16 protein-coding genes and 1 tRNA gene are annotated in these 16,298 nt (G+C 38.1%); 2 read left to right on the plus strand and 15 right to left on the minus strand.

Translation table 11 applies throughout. The features are described 5' to 3' along the window. Nucleotides 1-2: 2 nt before the first annotated feature. The 10 genes from gpmI to MHI04_RS18250 form a co-directional block, all read right to left on the minus strand. Nucleotides 3-1,544 carry a 2,3-bisphosphoglycerate-independent phosphoglycerate mutase gene (gene gpmI, locus MHI04_RS18205; protein WP_342503446.1) on the minus strand — a complete coding sequence of 514 codons (1,542 nt, stop codon included), beginning with the start codon at nucleotides 1,542-1,544 and terminating at the stop codon, nucleotides 3-5. Next, nucleotides 1,537-2,298, minus strand: coding sequence for a triose-phosphate isomerase (gene tpiA / locus MHI04_RS18210; RefSeq protein WP_036124043.1), 762 nt, complete (start codon nucleotides 2,296-2,298; stop codon nucleotides 1,537-1,539). Before tpiA ends, gpmI begins: the two co-directional genes overlap by 8 nt. Before the next feature lie 27 nt (nucleotides 2,299-2,325). Continuing rightward, nucleotides 2,326-3,510 carry a phosphoglycerate kinase gene (locus MHI04_RS18215; protein WP_249645968.1) on the minus strand — a complete coding sequence of 395 codons (1,185 nt, stop codon included), beginning with the start codon at nucleotides 3,508-3,510 and terminating at the stop codon, nucleotides 2,326-2,328. Nucleotides 3,511-3,866: 356 nt separating this feature from the next. After that, the gene (gene gap, locus MHI04_RS18220; RefSeq protein WP_036124048.1) at nucleotides 3,867-4,883 is read right to left on the minus strand and encodes a type I glyceraldehyde-3-phosphate dehydrogenase; all 1,017 of its coding nucleotides are present in this window, start codon (nucleotides 4,881-4,883) and stop codon (nucleotides 3,867-3,869) included. 126 nt (nucleotides 4,884-5,009) lie between these two features. Next, nucleotides 5,010-6,062: a sugar-binding domain-containing protein gene (locus MHI04_RS18225; RefSeq protein ID WP_058844370.1), complete on the minus strand. Its 1,053-nt coding sequence runs from the start codon at nucleotides 6,060-6,062 to the stop codon at nucleotides 5,010-5,012. 174 nt (nucleotides 6,063-6,236) lie between these two features. Next, a complete protein-coding gene (locus tag MHI04_RS18230) occupies nucleotides 6,237-6,359 on the minus strand; it encodes a hypothetical protein (protein ID WP_255358808.1) in 123 nt (40 codons plus the stop codon). Nucleotides 6,360-6,620: 261 nt separating this feature from the next. Next, on the minus strand, nucleotides 6,621-6,854 hold the full coding sequence (locus MHI04_RS18235) for a glutaredoxin family protein (RefSeq protein WP_058844369.1): 234 nt from the start codon (nucleotides 6,852-6,854) through the stop codon (nucleotides 6,621-6,623). A gap of 177 nt (nucleotides 6,855-7,031) precedes the next feature. Beyond that, entirely contained in the window at nucleotides 7,032-9,305 is a 2,274-nt protein-coding gene (locus MHI04_RS18240) for a S9 family peptidase (protein ID WP_342535077.1), read from the minus strand. A gap of 162 nt (nucleotides 9,306-9,467) precedes the next feature. Beyond that, nucleotides 9,468-10,217, minus strand: a complete 750-nt coding sequence (locus MHI04_RS18245) for a TPM domain-containing protein (protein ID WP_089933869.1) — start codon at nucleotides 10,215-10,217, stop codon at nucleotides 9,468-9,470. Further along, on the minus strand, nucleotides 10,217-10,798 hold the full coding sequence (locus MHI04_RS18250; RefSeq protein ID WP_036125688.1) for a LemA family protein: 582 nt from the start codon (nucleotides 10,796-10,798) through the stop codon (nucleotides 10,217-10,219). Before MHI04_RS18250 ends, MHI04_RS18245 begins: the two co-directional genes overlap by 1 nt. 135 nt (nucleotides 10,799-10,933) lie before the next feature. Here MHI04_RS18250 and MHI04_RS18255 point away from each other — a divergent pair, with 135 nt between their 5' ends. After that, a complete protein-coding gene (locus MHI04_RS18255; protein WP_036125689.1) occupies nucleotides 10,934-11,548 on the plus strand; it encodes a spore coat protein in 615 nt (204 codons plus the stop codon). Nucleotides 11,549-11,604: 56 nt separating this feature from the next. Here MHI04_RS18255 and MHI04_RS18260 read toward each other — a convergent pair whose 3' ends face one another. The 4 genes from MHI04_RS18260 to MHI04_RS18275 form a co-directional block, all read right to left on the minus strand. Next, nucleotides 11,605-12,327, minus strand: coding sequence for an amino acid ABC transporter ATP-binding protein (locus MHI04_RS18260; protein WP_036125693.1), 723 nt, complete (start codon nucleotides 12,325-12,327; stop codon nucleotides 11,605-11,607). Further along, nucleotides 12,324-13,034, minus strand: a complete 711-nt coding sequence (locus MHI04_RS18265; protein ID WP_036125696.1) for an amino acid ABC transporter permease — start codon at nucleotides 13,032-13,034, stop codon at nucleotides 12,324-12,326. The genes MHI04_RS18260 and MHI04_RS18265 overlap by 4 nt, the downstream gene beginning before the upstream one ends. A 68-nt stretch (nucleotides 13,035-13,102) precedes the next feature. Beyond that, nucleotides 13,103-13,891, minus strand: a complete 789-nt coding sequence (locus MHI04_RS18270; protein ID WP_036125699.1) for a basic amino acid ABC transporter substrate-binding protein — start codon at nucleotides 13,889-13,891, stop codon at nucleotides 13,103-13,105. Between the two features lie 500 nt (nucleotides 13,892-14,391). Beyond that, nucleotides 14,392-14,466: transfer RNA gene (locus tag MHI04_RS18275), tRNA-Arg, on the minus strand. 307 nt (nucleotides 14,467-14,773) lie between these two features. Here MHI04_RS18275 and clpP point away from each other — a divergent pair. Beyond that, on the plus strand, nucleotides 14,774-15,364 hold the full coding sequence (clpP, locus tag MHI04_RS18280) for an ATP-dependent Clp endopeptidase proteolytic subunit ClpP (protein ID WP_004228025.1): 591 nt from the start codon (nucleotides 14,774-14,776) through the stop codon (nucleotides 15,362-15,364). Between the two features lie 617 nt (nucleotides 15,365-15,981). Here clpP and MHI04_RS18285 read toward each other — a convergent pair. Further along, a complete protein-coding gene (locus tag MHI04_RS18285; protein WP_036126715.1) occupies nucleotides 15,982-16,239 on the minus strand; it encodes an HPr family phosphocarrier protein in 258 nt (85 codons plus the stop codon). Nucleotides 16,240-16,298: the final 59 nt, after the last annotated feature.

Consider the following 16,298-nt stretch of genomic DNA (forward strand, 5'->3'; position numbering starts at 1 on the left):
AATTAATTCTCCTCTTTTTCAATTAATGATTGTCCTGTCATTTCAGTAGGCTGTGACACCTTTAATAATTCTAACATGGTTGGTGCTAAATCGGCTAAAATACCACCATTTCTTAACATTATATTTGCTTTTGTCACAATTACTGGAACAGGATTTGTTGTATGAGCTGTCATAGGCTCACCTGCTAAAGTCAATACTTCATCAGAATTACCATGGTCAGCTGTAATAATAGCTGCGCCTCCTTTTGCAAGAAGAGCATCTACTACTTTGCCTAAACATTCATCTACCGCTTCAATCGCTTTAATCGTTGGCTCAAGCATTCCACTATGACCCACCATATCAGGGTTGGCAAAGTTGAGAATAATGCCATCAAATTTCTCAGCAGCAATTTCTGCAAGCAAGGCTTCTGTTACCTCATAGGCAGACATTTCAGGTTTTAAATCATATGTTGCCACTTTTGGAGAGGCAATTAAAATACGTTCTTCACCTGGGAATTTTTCCTCACGTCCACCACTCATAAAGAATGTAACATGTGGGTATTTTTCAGTTTCAGCAATGCGTAACTGTGTTTTCCCATTCGTTGCTAGTACTTCACCAATCGTATTTTTTAAGTTGTCATTTTCATAAGCAACTTGTGCATTGACGTTATCACTATAGTGTGTGAAGGATACAAATTTTAAATTCTTTGGATGCTTTGCAGATACAGCAAAACCATCAAATCCTTCATTTGTGAACACTGTGGATAGCTGAATAGCACGATCAGGACGGAAGTTAAAGAAAATCACTGCATCATGATCGCTAATTGTTGCTACTGGCTCACCATGCTCTTGAATGCTGAAGGGTATCACAAATTCATCGGTTACTTCACGCTCATAGGATGCTGCTACACCACTTTTTGCACTTTCTGCTGTTTGACCAACACCATCAACAAGTACATTGTACGTGAGAGCGACACGATCCCAGCGCTTATCCCGATCCATTGCATAATAACGTCCGTGAATCGAAGCAAACTGACCAATACCCATTTCAGCCATTTGTTTTTCTGTTTCTTCGATATAGTCTAATGCCGTTGTTGGACCAACATCACGTCCATCTAAGAAACCATGTACATAAACTTCATCTAATCCTTGCTGTTTAGCTAGCTTTAATAGCGCAAACATATGCTCATAATGACTATGAACACCACCATCTGATAATAAGCCCATAACATGGAGCTTGGAGTGATGAGCTTTTACATATGCTACTGCATCTAAAAACGCTTGATTCATAAAGAAATCCCCTTCACGAATCGATTTATTTAAGCGTGTTAAGCTTTGATAAACAATTCGTCCAGCACCGATATTTAAGTGCCCTACCTCAGAATTCCCCATTTGGCCGTCAGGTAATCCAACGGCTTCTCCCGCCGCAGTTAATGTAGCGTGAGGATATTGACTCCAATATCGATCAAAATTTGGCTTGTTGGCTTGTGCTACTGCATTCCCGAATGTTTCATCTCGAAATGCAAAGCCATCTAAAATAATTAATGCTACTGGCTTTTTAGGCATTTGCTGCCGCCTCCAATAATGTTAAGTAAGATTCTGGCTGTAAGCTTGCTCCACCCACTAAAGCACCATCAATATGCTCTTTCGTTAAAAGCTCCTGAATGTTATCAGGCTTCACACTGCCGCCATATTGAATGCGTACAGCATTCGCCGTTTCAGCATTATATAGCTCTTCGATAACTGCACGAATCGCTCCACATACTTGATTTGCATCGTCTGCTGTAGCAGTTTTACCAGTACCAATCGCCCAAATCGGTTCATAGGCAATGACCATATGCTCAACTTGCTGTGCATCAAAACCAGCAAGTGCCGCTTTAATTTGTCCAGCCACCTTTTGCTCTGTCGTGCCAGCCTCACGTTCCTCTAGTGTTTCACCACAGCAAATAATTGGCACGATATTATGTGCAAGCGCTGCTGCTACCTTTTTATTAATCGCTTCATCTGTTTCATTGTAGTATTCACGACGTTCTGAGTGCCCTAAAATGACATAGTCAACATCTACACTTGCTAGCTGGGCTGGGCTAATTTCACCAGTAAAGGCACCTTCATTTTCAAAGTGCATTGTTTGTGCACCAATCGCCAACTCTGACTCACTAGCAACCTGCACAAGTGTAGGTAGGTAAAGAGCTGGTGCGCAAACAACAGCATCTACTTTGTCATTGGTAGGAAGTTTATCCTGTACTGCATCTACAAACTGAATAGCTTCTTCAAATGTTTTAAACATTTTCCAGTTACCCGCAATAATTGGTTTACGCATCATGTTGCCTCCGATTGTTTAGTTAGTTTATTTATCGTTTAGTGCTACAATTCCTGGAAGTTCTTTACCTTCCATTAATTCTAGAGAAGCACCGCCACCTGTAGAAATATGATCCATCTTATCTGCTACTTCAAATTTTTCAACAGCAGCTGCTGAATCACCGCCACCGATTACTGTATAGCCTGCTGTTGTTGCCATTGCATCAGCAACCTTTTTTGTGCCGTTAGCAAATTTATCCATTTCAAAGACGCCCATTGGTCCATTCCAAATGATTAATTTAGAGTTTTTAATAACTTCTGCATAGTTTGCAGCTGTTTTTGGTCCAATATCTAGACCCATCCAATCAGCTGGAATAGCATCTACATTAACGATTTGTGTTTCAGCATCTTGTGAAAATTCATTTGCCACAACAGCATCTACTGGCATATGTAATTGCACGCCTTTTGCTTTTGCCTTTTCAATAAAGGACTTTGCTAGCTCAATTTTATCTTCTTCTAACAATGATTTACCGATATCGTAGCCCTGCGCCTTGATGAATGTAAAGGATAAACCACCACCGATAATTAAGTGATCTACTTTCTCTAATAGGCTTTCAATAACACCAATTTTATCTTTTACTTTGGCACCACCAATAATCGCTGTAAAGGGATGCTCTGGGTTCGACAATGCTTTACCTAGTACATCTAATTCCTTTTGCATAAGGAAACCAGATACAGCTGGAATATGCTTAGCAATTCCTTCTGTAGAAGCATGTGCACGATGAGCTGCGCCGAAAGCATCATTGACATAGATATCAGCTAGCTGTGCAAATTGCTGTGCTAATGTTGGATCATTTTTCTCTTCACCTGCATGGAAACGCACATTTTCCAGAAGAAGAAGATCCCCATCATGCATGCTAGCAACAGCCTCTTCCACCACTTGACCAATAGATTCATCTAGCTTCGTAACAGGCTTGCCCATTAATTGTGCTAAGCGAACACCAACTGCTGTTAAACGCATATCTTCTTTTACTTCACCCTTTGGACGACCTAAGTGGGAGGCTAAAATAACTTTCGCACCTTGCTCTACTAAATACTCAATTGTAGGAATAGCTGCACGAATTCGCGTTTCGTCTGTAATGGCACCATCTGCCATTGGAACATTAAAATCTACACGTACAAATACGCGTTTACCCTTTACATCAATATCTTTCATCGTCTTCTTATTTAACATGAAGAAACTCCCTTCAAAGCTGTTTTAGTCTTACATTCTTGTGTTTTACCCATCTTGGCGCGACACCATGCTTGCTAAATTGAAAAGGCACTTTGGTACTTTTTAGGCACATCAGCTAAAAGAATTTCAATCTCCAACTTTTGATAATGCACCCTAATACTTGTTTTTATAGTAGCAAAAGTTAAGTGTTATGTCTTGCAATTGCTTGTCCTGTATAAAAAGAGAGCAAGGGTAAAATCCCTTACTCTCTTTACCCTTGTATATTATATCTATTCGATATTATAAAGGCTATACTTTTTGTGCATAAAAAGCAGTAATATGTCACACTTTTTACTCAAAATGTCGAAATATGATACTTATTTATGGTTTAATCCTTGTTCAGCAATGTATAAAGCTAAATCCATTAAACGAGTAGAGTAACCAATTTCGTTATCATACCAAGCTAGAACTTTCACCATTTTGTTTTCTAATACCATTGTTGAAAGGCCATCAACAGTAGAAGAATGATGGTTACCGTTATAATCAATCGATACTAATGGTAGCTCATTGTAATCTAAAATGCCTTTTAATTCATTTTCAGAAGCTTCTTTTAATACAGCATTAATTGTTTCTTTTGTTACGTCTGCTTTTAGCTCTACTACTAAGTCAACACATGATACGTTAGGTGTTGGCACACGCATAGAGAAGCCATCTAGCTTACCTTTTAATTGTGGTAATACTTTTGATACAGCTACTGCTGCACCAGTTGTTGTTGGAATCATAGATACCGCACCTGCACGAGCACGACGTGGGTCAGAGTGTGGGAAGTCTAAAATTCGTTGGTCATTTGTGTAAGAGTGAATTGTTGTCATCATACCGCGTTCAATGCCAAATTTTTCATCAAGCACTTTAGCTACTGGTGCTAGACAGTTTGTTGTACAAGAAGCATTTGAGATTACGTCATCAGTTGCTGGGTTATAATCCTCGTGGTTTACACCCATAACAAATGTTGGCATTGCCCCTTTGGCTGGTGCAGATAGAATAGCTTTCTTTGCACCTGCTTCAATATGCTTGCCTACTTCTTCCATTGAACGGAAATGTCCAGTACATTCAAGAACTACGTCTACACCTAGCTCACCCCATGGTAACTGTGCAGGGTCTTTTTCAGCATAAACTTTTATGCGTTGACCATTTACTACGAAAGAATCTTCATCTGCATTGACTTCAGCATCATAGATACCGTGGACTGAATCATATTTCAATAAGTGTGCAAGCTGACCAGCATCTGTTAAGTCGTTTACAGCTACTACTTCAAATTCATCATGCTTCATTGCCTCACGAAATACTAAACGTCCAATACGTCCAAATCCATTAATCGCTAATTTTAATGCCATTGTTAATTCCTCCAATAATGTGTAATGTCTGTTTCTAATGAATAGAAACTTTAATTTTGCTTTATGCTCATTCAAAAAGTGTTTCACCACTTTCTGAGATCGAGTGACAAGTTTGGTACTACCCCATCATTTAAGATGGTTGTTTTCTATAGAAGATAAATTCGCCGCAATGGCTTTTGCAGCTGCTTCATCTGTTATAAATATTGTTTGCTTGGGTGCTACTTTAAAATAAGAAAGCATAGCATTAACCTTTTGTTTCCCCGCTGCCACTGCAATAACTTGCTGACTATTTTGTACTTGCTCCAGTTGAATACCAATCGTGCGTATACGATGGACAATTTCACCTTCTGCATTAAAATAATAGCCAAAAGCTTCACTTACAGCACCTTTCTCCTCAAGAATTCGTAAATCCTCAGGAGATGAATTACGACGAATCGCCATTTCCTCTGCGGAGCCAATTCCATGAATGACACAATCTGCTTGATCATAAAATGCCATCATTTCTGTAACCATAGGCTCTGTTAACATGGCTTGATAAGCTTGCTCACTTAAATGCTCTGGTAAAAATAAAGTACGGTACTGTGTCTCCATCTGCATGGCAAATGTTGCAACAAGTGTATTGGCTTGCATTTGCATTTCATGTCCAATACCTCCACGTGCAGCAACAAATGTAATATCCTTTTGTATATCGCCAGGATGTAAAAATTGTGCAAGAGACGCAACGGATTTTCCACCTGTGACAGCTACTACCTGCCCATCAAAGGCTGAAGACATAAATTGTAGTGCCGCTTCTTTGCCAAGTAAGGTTAAAATCGTATCGTCTTCATTGTAATCACCAGGAACTACAACTACACGCTCAATACCAAAATGCTGTTCCAGCTTTTTCGCAAGCTGAGTTAAGCCAGACCATTCGTAAACGATAGCTCTTAGTTTTTCAATAACTATTTCACCATCATCTGTACATACCATACCCGACTTTTGTGAATCTAATAACCCTTGCTCGCGTAAAATATCAGTTTCTTTACGAATTTCTCTTTCTGTCATTTTCAGTGAATCGGCAAGTGTACGTCGTCCGATTGGCTGCATGAGCTGAACAGCTTGTAAAATTCGATATCTTGATTGCAGAAGCGGATACAATTCAGGAAGTAGCCTTTGTTGTGCCTCTGGAACAGTGAACATATTTATCTACTCCCTTATTAATAGCTGTGGGTTATTTTTTATCCCACAACATTATTTCGTGTCCCACTTATGGTTTTATTATAATATGCATTGTTTTAAAGCGCAAGCAAATGTATAGTTTTGGCTAAAAAAAAGCCTCATAGCTTTGAAAACAGCTACGAGACTTTGTTGCGTTTATTTTGTGAAAGATAAAATTGCGTTCTTCTTAAATCCTTCTAAAGCTTTTGTTGCTTCACTTTTATTTGTAAATTCAAAAATACGAACATCCTTTTTCTCAAATACTGTAATAACCCACATTGTAAAATCTCCCTTCACATCATTTATTTTTGTAATATAACAATCACGAAACTCTGTGATACATCTGATAATCTGTTTTATAACAACTTCTTACTTGATACCTATTCTACTCCGTTTTTTATGAAAAGGAAGTCAAATGTGAAGGTCTTCACAAACTGTTCAAATTCAAAACGCTTTCATTGAACAATTTGTGAATTGTGTGGAATACAGCTAACAATAGTGTCATTTATACCGTTATTAATTCTTTATTAGTCTGGTGCATCAACTACTTAATTGCTCCAGCAATGTAGCATAATCTAGATTGCCATACTGAATCACAGCACCATCCTTTTCGACTACCGGAATCATTAGCATATATTTTTCATGTATATCATCATCCTGTTCGATATCAACGATATCAATATCGAATGGTATATCCTCCTGTACAAGCTTTAATGTCTGCAAGCCTTCCACACATAATGGGCAATTTGCTCGACTAAAAAATTTAACAATCATCGATAGCACCTCCTCATCTTATTATAAACGAAAGTGTGATGAAGGAATGTTTTCTATTCTTTGATAACTTTTGATTGAACTGTCTTAGCTTCCCTTTTCGCATCCATATAATGGACTATTGTAATAAAAAAGGCATTGACTGTGCGGAAGCCGCACATCAATGCCTTTCGATTATAATTATTTTAAATGACTGTCGAAGAATTTCACCATGGCATTGTAGAATTCAATTCTGTTTTCTTCATTAGCGAAGCCATGTCCTTCGTTATCCTTTAGCATGTACTCAACATCCACACCTCTAGCACGTAAGGCTTCCACAATTTGATCGGATTCTGCCTTATTAACACGTGGATCATTTGCACCTTGAGCGACAAATAATGGTGTTTTGATTTTATCTGCGTGGAAAATAGGTGAAACAGCTGTTAATAAGTCTTTGTCCTTTTCTGGATGACCTACGCGTTCATAAAACAAGTTACGCATCGTTTCCCAGTATGGAGGAATGGTATTTAATAAAGTGAAAATATTAGATACTCCTACATAATCAACTGCTGCAGCATATAAATCAGGTGTATACGTAATACCAGCTAATGTTGCATAACCACCAAAGGATGCACCATAAATGCCGATACGCTCAGGGTCTGCAATACCTTGATCAATCGCCCATTGCACACCATCTGTAATATCGTCCTGAATTTTAAGTCCCCATTGCTTATTACCAGCTTGAAGGAATTCCTTCCCATAGCCAGTTGACGAACGGAAATTCACTTGCAGTACGGCATAGCCTCGATTAGCTAATAATTGTACTTCTGGATTGAAGCCCCACATATCGCGTGCCCAAGGTCCTCCATGTGGATTGACGATAAGAGGAAGATCTTTAGCTTCTTGATTTTTCGGTAAAGTTAAATAGCCGTTAATTGTCAAACCGTCTCGACTCTTATAAGAAATTGGATGCATTTCAGCAAGTCCTTCTGGTTTTAACCAAGGGCTTAAAGTAGCCAACTCTGTTAAGTCACCTGTTATGGAATCATAGTAATAATATTTTCCATACACGGTATCACTTGAAACGCTCACAATAAATTTTGTCATCTCTTTATTGTAATCATTGATACCTAATTCACTTTCATGCACCCCAAGCTTATTTTGTATTTTACGGAACAGCTTTTCAAACTTTTTATCAAAGAATTGATAATGCAGCTTATCAGTAACATAAGCACCATATAATAATTTATCTTGTTCAGCGCTATATAAAACACCCGAAACATCTACTTCATCATTGGACATTATAACTTTTTCATTGCCTTCTAAATCATATTTTACAACTTCTACTTTATCTCTACCTTTGTTGGAAGTTGCATAAATTGTTTGATTGTCTTTAGAGAAAGCCAGTGGCACTACTTCATCCCCTGCTTCCACTTCAATAAACGGTTTAAATTCATCCTTTTCAGAATCTCGATAAAGGATTGTTCCTGCCACACCATCTGTTGCTACGGCAACACGCACATTTCCATTCCGATCTGCTAACCAGTTTGTAATATTACCTGGATTTTTAGCAACATGCTTTGTTTTACCTGTCTTGACATTCAGCTTGTACACATCAAAGACAGTGGCATCCTCTTTATTCATCATTATAAGAATTTCATCTTTAACACCCTGTAGGCCACTTAATATTCCTACTGTTACATTTGGATATGGCGTTAAATCTTTTTCCTTTGACCCATTAAATGTAGTAGAATAAATATGGAAGTTTTCATCTCCACCTTTATCCTTTAAATATAATAAACTATTTTCCTTCCAGAAAAATCCTGCAATATCACGATCTTTAGAGTTCGAGACGCGAACAGGCTCACTATCATCATTCATTTTTTTTACGAAAACATTGGATCTGTTGTTCCATGCAGAGGCAAATGTGATGTAATTACCATCAGGTGAAAGTTCATAGCCGAAATTCCCAGGATTCTTCATGAAATCTTCTACAGAAATTTCCTTTACACCTTTATTATTAGAACCATTTTTAATTTGTTTTGCATTGTTTAACATTTTAACTGCATCTTGTTTAGCAATAGCATCCGTGCTTACTGACACATTTTTAAATATACCAAGCTTATTGGCTTTCTCTAAATACTCAGCAAGCGATGCTTCTTTTTCTTCTTTATTTAAAGCTCTTACTAAAATACGAGCGGCTTCATCACGTTTAATCGATAAATTTAAATCCGCGAACTCCTCAGCCTTTACCCATGTATCAATAATTTGTTGCCGCATTGAATCTGATCCGTGTTGGAAAGTTAATGCTGTTACAGCTAAATTCAAAAATTCCTGCACTGAAATGCGCTGCTCCTGCGCTATTACAAAGCTATTTGTTTCATTGGTAGCACGTACTTCTTGCATGGTTGCAGGAATAGCTACAGATGTTGTTAAAATGATCGCTAATGATGCAGATAAAAATCTTTTTTTCAAAATGATTCCTCCCTATATCAGTTTACGTTATATCGAAAGTCGATATATTCAAATTATACCAATTTTTGTATTATTGTCAATGTTTGATATTTTTTATGATCATTACTTTTTCTTCACTCATAATGAAAGCGAACTAAATAATTAGTTCGCTAGGTATTACGATTAAAATTTTCTGCTCGCTCCTCCGCCTGCGGAAGATCCTCCACCGAATCCTCCAAAGCCGCCTCCGCCTGAACGCCCTCCACCAAAGCCACCTGGATAACCACCATAGCCTCCAGCACGAGGACCTCCACCACCTTTCGAAAAGAACGTATAAATAATAAGAACAACGAGAACGATCAATATAATTAACCAAGTTGGCATGTCTTCACCTTCGTCTGCTGTCGCTGGTAATTCACCATTCCAATTATACTCCTCGGCAACAGTGCGAAATATTTCAGCATATGTCGATTGGAAGGCTTGATCTATGTCACCCGTACTTGCAGAAGGATAAAATGCCTCATCTAAAATACGTCCTAATTTTCCATCTGGTAATGGCCCCTCTAATCCTTGACCAACAGCTATTACTACGTCATTATTCCCTTCACCCTGTCCAAATGTAGCTAAAATTAAAACACCGTTATTTTTCTGTTCGTCACCTATTCCCCAAGAACGAATCATTTTTGTAGCATACATCTTTGGCTCCTGTCCATCTAGACTATCAATGGTTACAATCATGATTTCAGCGCCTGTGCCTTGATCCAATTGCGCGGAGTAATGATTTAATTGTTCTTTGATACTTGCAGATAATACATTGGCAAAATCATGTATATACGTATTTTTCATCGGTGACGGCATAGTTGCCTTTGCCATGTTCGTAAATAAAAGAAACACCGAACAAACGATGATTATCTGTACAAGGCTACGCTTCATTAGTGTGTACCTGATTGACTAAAATCGATTGATGGTGCTTTGTCAGCTCCTGCTGCGGCTTTAAAGTATTCTTTTTGTTCAAAGCCAAACATTCCTGCCATCAAATTACCTGGGAAACGTTTAACTTGCTTATTAAATTGCTGAACTTCATTATTGTAATCCTCACGTGCTACCGCCAGGCGATTTTCAGTGCCTGCTAGCTCATCCATTAACTGACGAAAGTTTGTATCTGCCTTTAAGTTTGGATAATTTTCAACAACTACAAGTAAACGACTAAGTGCTCCAGTTAAAGCATCATTTGCAGCAGCTTGCTCCTCTGGAGTGTTTGCACTACCCATTTGTGCACGTGCTTGTGTAATACTTGCAATCACCTCTTGCTCATGGTTCGCATAGCCTTTCACTGATTCGACTAAATTTGGAATCAAATCATAACGACGTTGGAGCTGATTTTCCACTTGTGCCCATTTCGAATCTACATTTTCCTCTGCAGTCACCAGGCTATTATATTTAGGAATGAATAATAAGGCGAATAGAACAAGAATAAGAACAATTATCCCAATTGGTCCAAGCAACTTTTTCAATTTATAGAACCTCCTCGACCTACTTTTCCTTTCTTCAATAGTCTACATTTTTGTCTTTACATTTATACCGTATGAATTTCATTTGACTTGACATACTAATTACTGCATCAAAAAATCATTGAGGAGGCGTTTTTTTTGTCACAATCGTTTTACAATGAATCATCAAATCAAACCAATTTCAATCAACAACATAGTCTAAATCATGGTGGCCATGAAATGATGGACATGCATGAAACAATTGGCGAAATTATCGCAGGTATGAACCAAGCCATAATTTTACGCCCACATGTACAAGATCCTGAATTATTGAATATTTTGGATCGCCAGTATAATTTTACCCTAGGTATGTACAATACAATTGTAGAGTCCTTCAAAACAGGACATGATCCATCTGTTCCAACAGGACGTTACCAAATGGAGACAGGAAATGACTTTAAATATGGCGTAAATCCTGGTCAACCAAAAAAGCCAATGCAAAATGCCAATGAAATTAATGATGAAACTATTTCAGGGTTCTTACTTGGTGCTCAAAAAGGTTCAGCAAAATGTATGACAACGGCTGCTTTAGAGACAACAAACCCAGTTGTTCGTCGCGTTGTTGCTGATAGTATTCCTAACTGCATTGAAATGGGCTACGAATTATCCATCTATCAAAATAAACATGGCTATTATCAGGTACCTCAATACTCACAACAGGATATGCAAACGATGCTGAATGCATATGACACAACAACTAATCCCCTTCATTAACACGAAAGAGCAGTCTCTGGTGGTAAACACCAGAAACTGCTCTTTATTCATTAAGATTATAATACCTTCCCTAAAAACGCCTTTGTACGGTCACTTTGTGGATTGCCAAAGAGTTCCTCTGGAGAGCCTTCTTCTACAATATAGCCACCGTCCATAAAGACTACTCGATCCCCTACTTCACGAGCAAAGCCCATTTCGTGCGTAACAACAACCATGGTCATCCCTTCAGCTGCTAGATTTTTCATAACATCTAGCACCTCTTTGACCATTTCAGGATCAAGTGCTGAAGTGGGCTCATCAAATAAAATGGCTTTTGGCTTCATGGCTAAGGCACGTGCAATGGCTACACGCTGCTGTTGACCACCCGATAGCTGCTCAGGATAGTTATATGCCTTGCTGTCGAGTCCAACCTTTTTTAACAGCTCATGCCCTAATTCTTCAGCTTCTGGACGACTCATTTTACGAATTTGCATAGGGGCCATCGTGACATTATCGATAACTGTCATATGCGGGAATAGATTAAATTGTTGAAACACCATGCCAACTTCTGCCCGAATCTCGTTGATATTCGTTTTTGGCGCATTAATTTTCACATTTTCAATATAAATAGCACCATCTGTTACATCTTCTAGCATATTGATGCATCGTAAAAATGTACTTTTGCCTGAGCCAGATGGTCCAATCACACAAACAACTTGTTTCTCTTGGATTTCATAATCAATGCCTTTTAATACTTCAAGCTTTCCGAAATATTTGTGTAGGTTTTCAATTTTTATCATCTTGCTTCCCGCCCTTCTGCCTTAGCTTTACGAGGGACATAACTATTGCTAAATCGTTTCTCGATAAATGCCACGATCTTCGTTACACCATATGTTAAAACTAAATAGAGTAGTGCAGCAACGATGTACGGTTCCCAGAAGCGGAAGCTTGCACCTGCTACTACCTTACTTGCGTATAAAATATCTGGTGCTGCAATAACTGTTACTAATGAAGAATCTTTTAATAATGCGATAAATTCGTTCCCTAATGGTGGAATCATACGTCTAAATGCCTGTGGTAAAATGACCTTACGCATCGCTTGGTTATGTGTTAACCCTAAAGAACGAGCTGCCTCCATTTGCCCCTTTGCAATACTTTGAATACCTGCACGGAAAATTTCCGCATTGTAAGCAGCACAGTTTAATACGAGCGCTGTAATCCCTGACACCATATATCCTAAAGAATGACCAAAAATTGTTGGAATAACTGCTAAGTGAATTAATAAAATTTGCACAAGCATTGGTGTTCCACGGAATAAATCGATATATAATTTTGATGGCCAATAAATCCATTTTTTACTCGATAATTTTCCTAGGCCTAAAAATAGTCCTAATAGAATACCTCCAAAATAACCACTAAGTGTCAAAATAATTGTTACGCCAATACCCCGTATAAACATATCTCGGTAGTTCCAGACAATGTCCCAGCGTAAGTCAAAGATGTCCATCCGAAAACCCCATTTCCCCTTTAAAGTGAATGAGCCGCTAGCATACTAGGGGCGTCATCATTCATTTATTACTTGAAATCAGAACCTGTAATTTCTTTTAATTTACCGTTTTCTTTAATCTTTTTAAGACCTTCATTTAATTTATCTAATAGCTCTTTGTTTCCTTTTTGAACCATAAAGCCATAATATTCTTTTTCAAATGCATCATCTTCGATTACTTTTAGTTTTTGATCTGGATGCGCTTTAATGTATTCGTAAACTACCGCATTGTCTCCAATAGCTGCATCAACGTTACCGTTTAACATCTCTTGAATTGCGATTGGTTGACTTTCAAACGCCATAATATTTGTACTTGCTTCCCCTTGTAGCTTTTTCGCCGCCATATGACCTGTAGCATTAATTTGTACTGATACCTTTTTATCTTTTAGTTCAGCTAGAGATTTAATTTTTGAATCTTCTTTTACAACAATCAATAATTGAGACTCATAATAAGGCTCTGTAAAATCAAATGATTCTTTACGCTCTTCAGTAATTGTGATTCCTGAAGCGCCAATATCTGTTTCACCGTTTTTAATTGTTTGGAAAACTGGCTCCCAACCAATGTTATTCCAGTCAACTTCAAAGTCCATTTCATCAGCAATAGCTTTTAAAACATCGACATCAATCCCCACAATTTTCCCTGAATCGTCAACAGATTCAAATGGTGCGAAAGTTGCCTCTGTACCAACTTTATATATTTTCTTACCATCTTCTGAAGATGAGCTTCCTGAAGATGCACCATCCTTTGTACCACATCCTGCAAGTGCTAATGTTAATGCTGCAACCATCATCAGTAGCATCCAACCTGTTTTCTTCATTGTATTTCCCCCTATTTCGATAATTTTCCGAAATGCGTATTATTTTTCGCAATTCGGAAATGTTAGACTATTAGGTCAATTATATTAATATTATAGTATTTAGACAACAACTTTTCGCATAAAACTAAATATTTTTTCATATTAATTTATAATAAACTTATATAATTAGAAGAAACATGTATAAATAACAAGAAATCTAATCTAAAATTAATATATATACACTACAATCCACACCAAATTTCGATAAATTTAGGCAAAAAAAAAGAATCCCCTCAGATAGGATTCTTTTTCTCGACTATTTCTAGTCTTCACGTACAGTATGTCCACTAAAAAATAATTTGGAGTTATTGCTTTTTTGAAGGTTTGAAAGGAATAAATAGGGGAATAATGCCAACTAGGACAGTATTGCACCTATATCTCCCTCTCGATCTCCGCTAAGCAGGCTGCTAAACTACTTATTAGGAGATGAGCTATAACAAGTCTATCTATATTCAGTAAAATGGCGCCCTCGGAGGGAATCGAACCCCCAGTGCAAGAACCGGAATCTTACGTGTTATCCATTACACCACGAGGGCAAAGGCACAAAAAAAAAGTACTCACTCTAGGCTTACGAAAAGCATGATGTAGATAACCCTCATTTTTTGAAGCATACCTGCAAAATAGTGTACTGTACTTTAAACTTATAACCTCAATTATTATACAAGCCTATCACATATAATTCAACCATAGAATGCAAAAACATTTTATTTTTTTTATTTCACTTTAGCAGGGTTAATATTTGACCTTCCCTGACTATAATGTGTATGATAAGGATACAGCTGAAATAACAATGGAAATTTTCAGCAAAGGTATTCGAATTTAGTTTTTTAAGGAGGATTTAACATGAATTTAATTCCTACAGTTATTGAACAAACAAGTCGCGGTGAACGTGCATATGACATTTATTCACGTCTACTTAAAGACCGTATTATTCTTTTAGGAAGTGCTATTGATGACAATGTGGCTAACTCCATTGTTGCACAACTTCTTTTCCTACAAGCGGAAGATCCAGATAAAGATATCTCTCTTTACATTAATTCACCAGGTGGATCAATTACGGCTGGTATGGCTATTTATGACACAATGCAAATCATTAAACCACAAGTTCAAACAATTTGTATTGGTATGGCTGCATCAATGGGTGCTTTCTTACTAGCTGCTGGTGAGCCTGGTAAACGTTTTGCATTACCAAATGCAGAAGTAATGATTCACCAACCACTAGGTGGCGCACAAGGTCAAGCGACAGAAATTGAAATTGCTGCTAAACGTATTTTATTCTTACGTGAAAAATTAAATGGCATTTTATCTGAACGCACAGGCCAACCACTTGAAGTCATTGCTAGAGACACAGATCGTGATAATTTCATGACTGCTGAACGTGCTAAAGAATATGGTTTAATCGATCACATTATGCACCGTAGCGATAATAAATAAAAATGAGAAGGCATCACAGACTCGCTCTGTGATGCCTTTCGTGTTGTTGAAAAAAGGTGATGTCAACGGCAGAAACAGCCATTTTGAAAGGCGAGGGGTTGATTTCCGTTCCGCCAGCGTCCTTTCCAGGGGGTGTCCGCTGATCACTGCATTCGCTCCAGGGGCTCCTCTAGGACGCTAATCCCCTAGGAGTGACGCTGGCTCCACTCCCATCAACCATTCTGCAAAAGTGTCTTTTCCTGAACAAAATAGCCCTTTATTTATATTATTAGAAAGAGGATAGGCTCTTATTTTCAATGCGGAGAAGTGATGGATGACAACACTTCTCCATAAAGCGTAGTGAATACCTTCACTTTATTTGAAAACCTTTCTAAAAAGAAACATTTTTATGGATTGGGGTGGAAGGCTACTTGACTCCCGTGGGATAGCGAGACAGGCGAGCCTCTAAACGGAGCGGTAGCGGAGGAAGCTGCTCGGCGCTCGCCCACAGGAAAGCAAGTAGCCTGCAATGGAAATCCATTTTCGCCTTTCACAAAAACGCTATGGATGGTTTTGTTTTTCAACACTATGAAGGCATCACAGATTTGCTCTGTGATGCCTTTTGTGTTCAATGAATGTTAGTCTTCATTTTCGATAATTGTAGCCAATGCTGTAACCGCTTGCTCCGCATCGCTGCCGTCACTACTTAAAGTAACTTCAGTGCCTTTAGCGACTGCTAAGCTCATGACACCCATAATGGATTTGGCATTTACTTTTTTCTCGTCTTTTTCCAGAAAGATATCCGCACTAAAACGATTTGCTTCCTGCACAAATAGTGCTGCTTGTCTAGCTTGTAGTCCTAATTTTAATTTGACCTGGACTCTTCTCTCAATCATACTCAAAACTCCCCTTCACTACCGTTCATCTATTAGTTTTATCTTACCTCACTTACTAG

It is taken from the genome of Lysinibacillus sp. FSL K6-1151, from assembly GCF_038630755.1.
In the GTDB taxonomy this organism is placed as follows: domain Bacteria; phylum Bacillota; class Bacilli; order Bacillales_A; family Planococcaceae; genus Lysinibacillus; species Lysinibacillus fusiformis_D.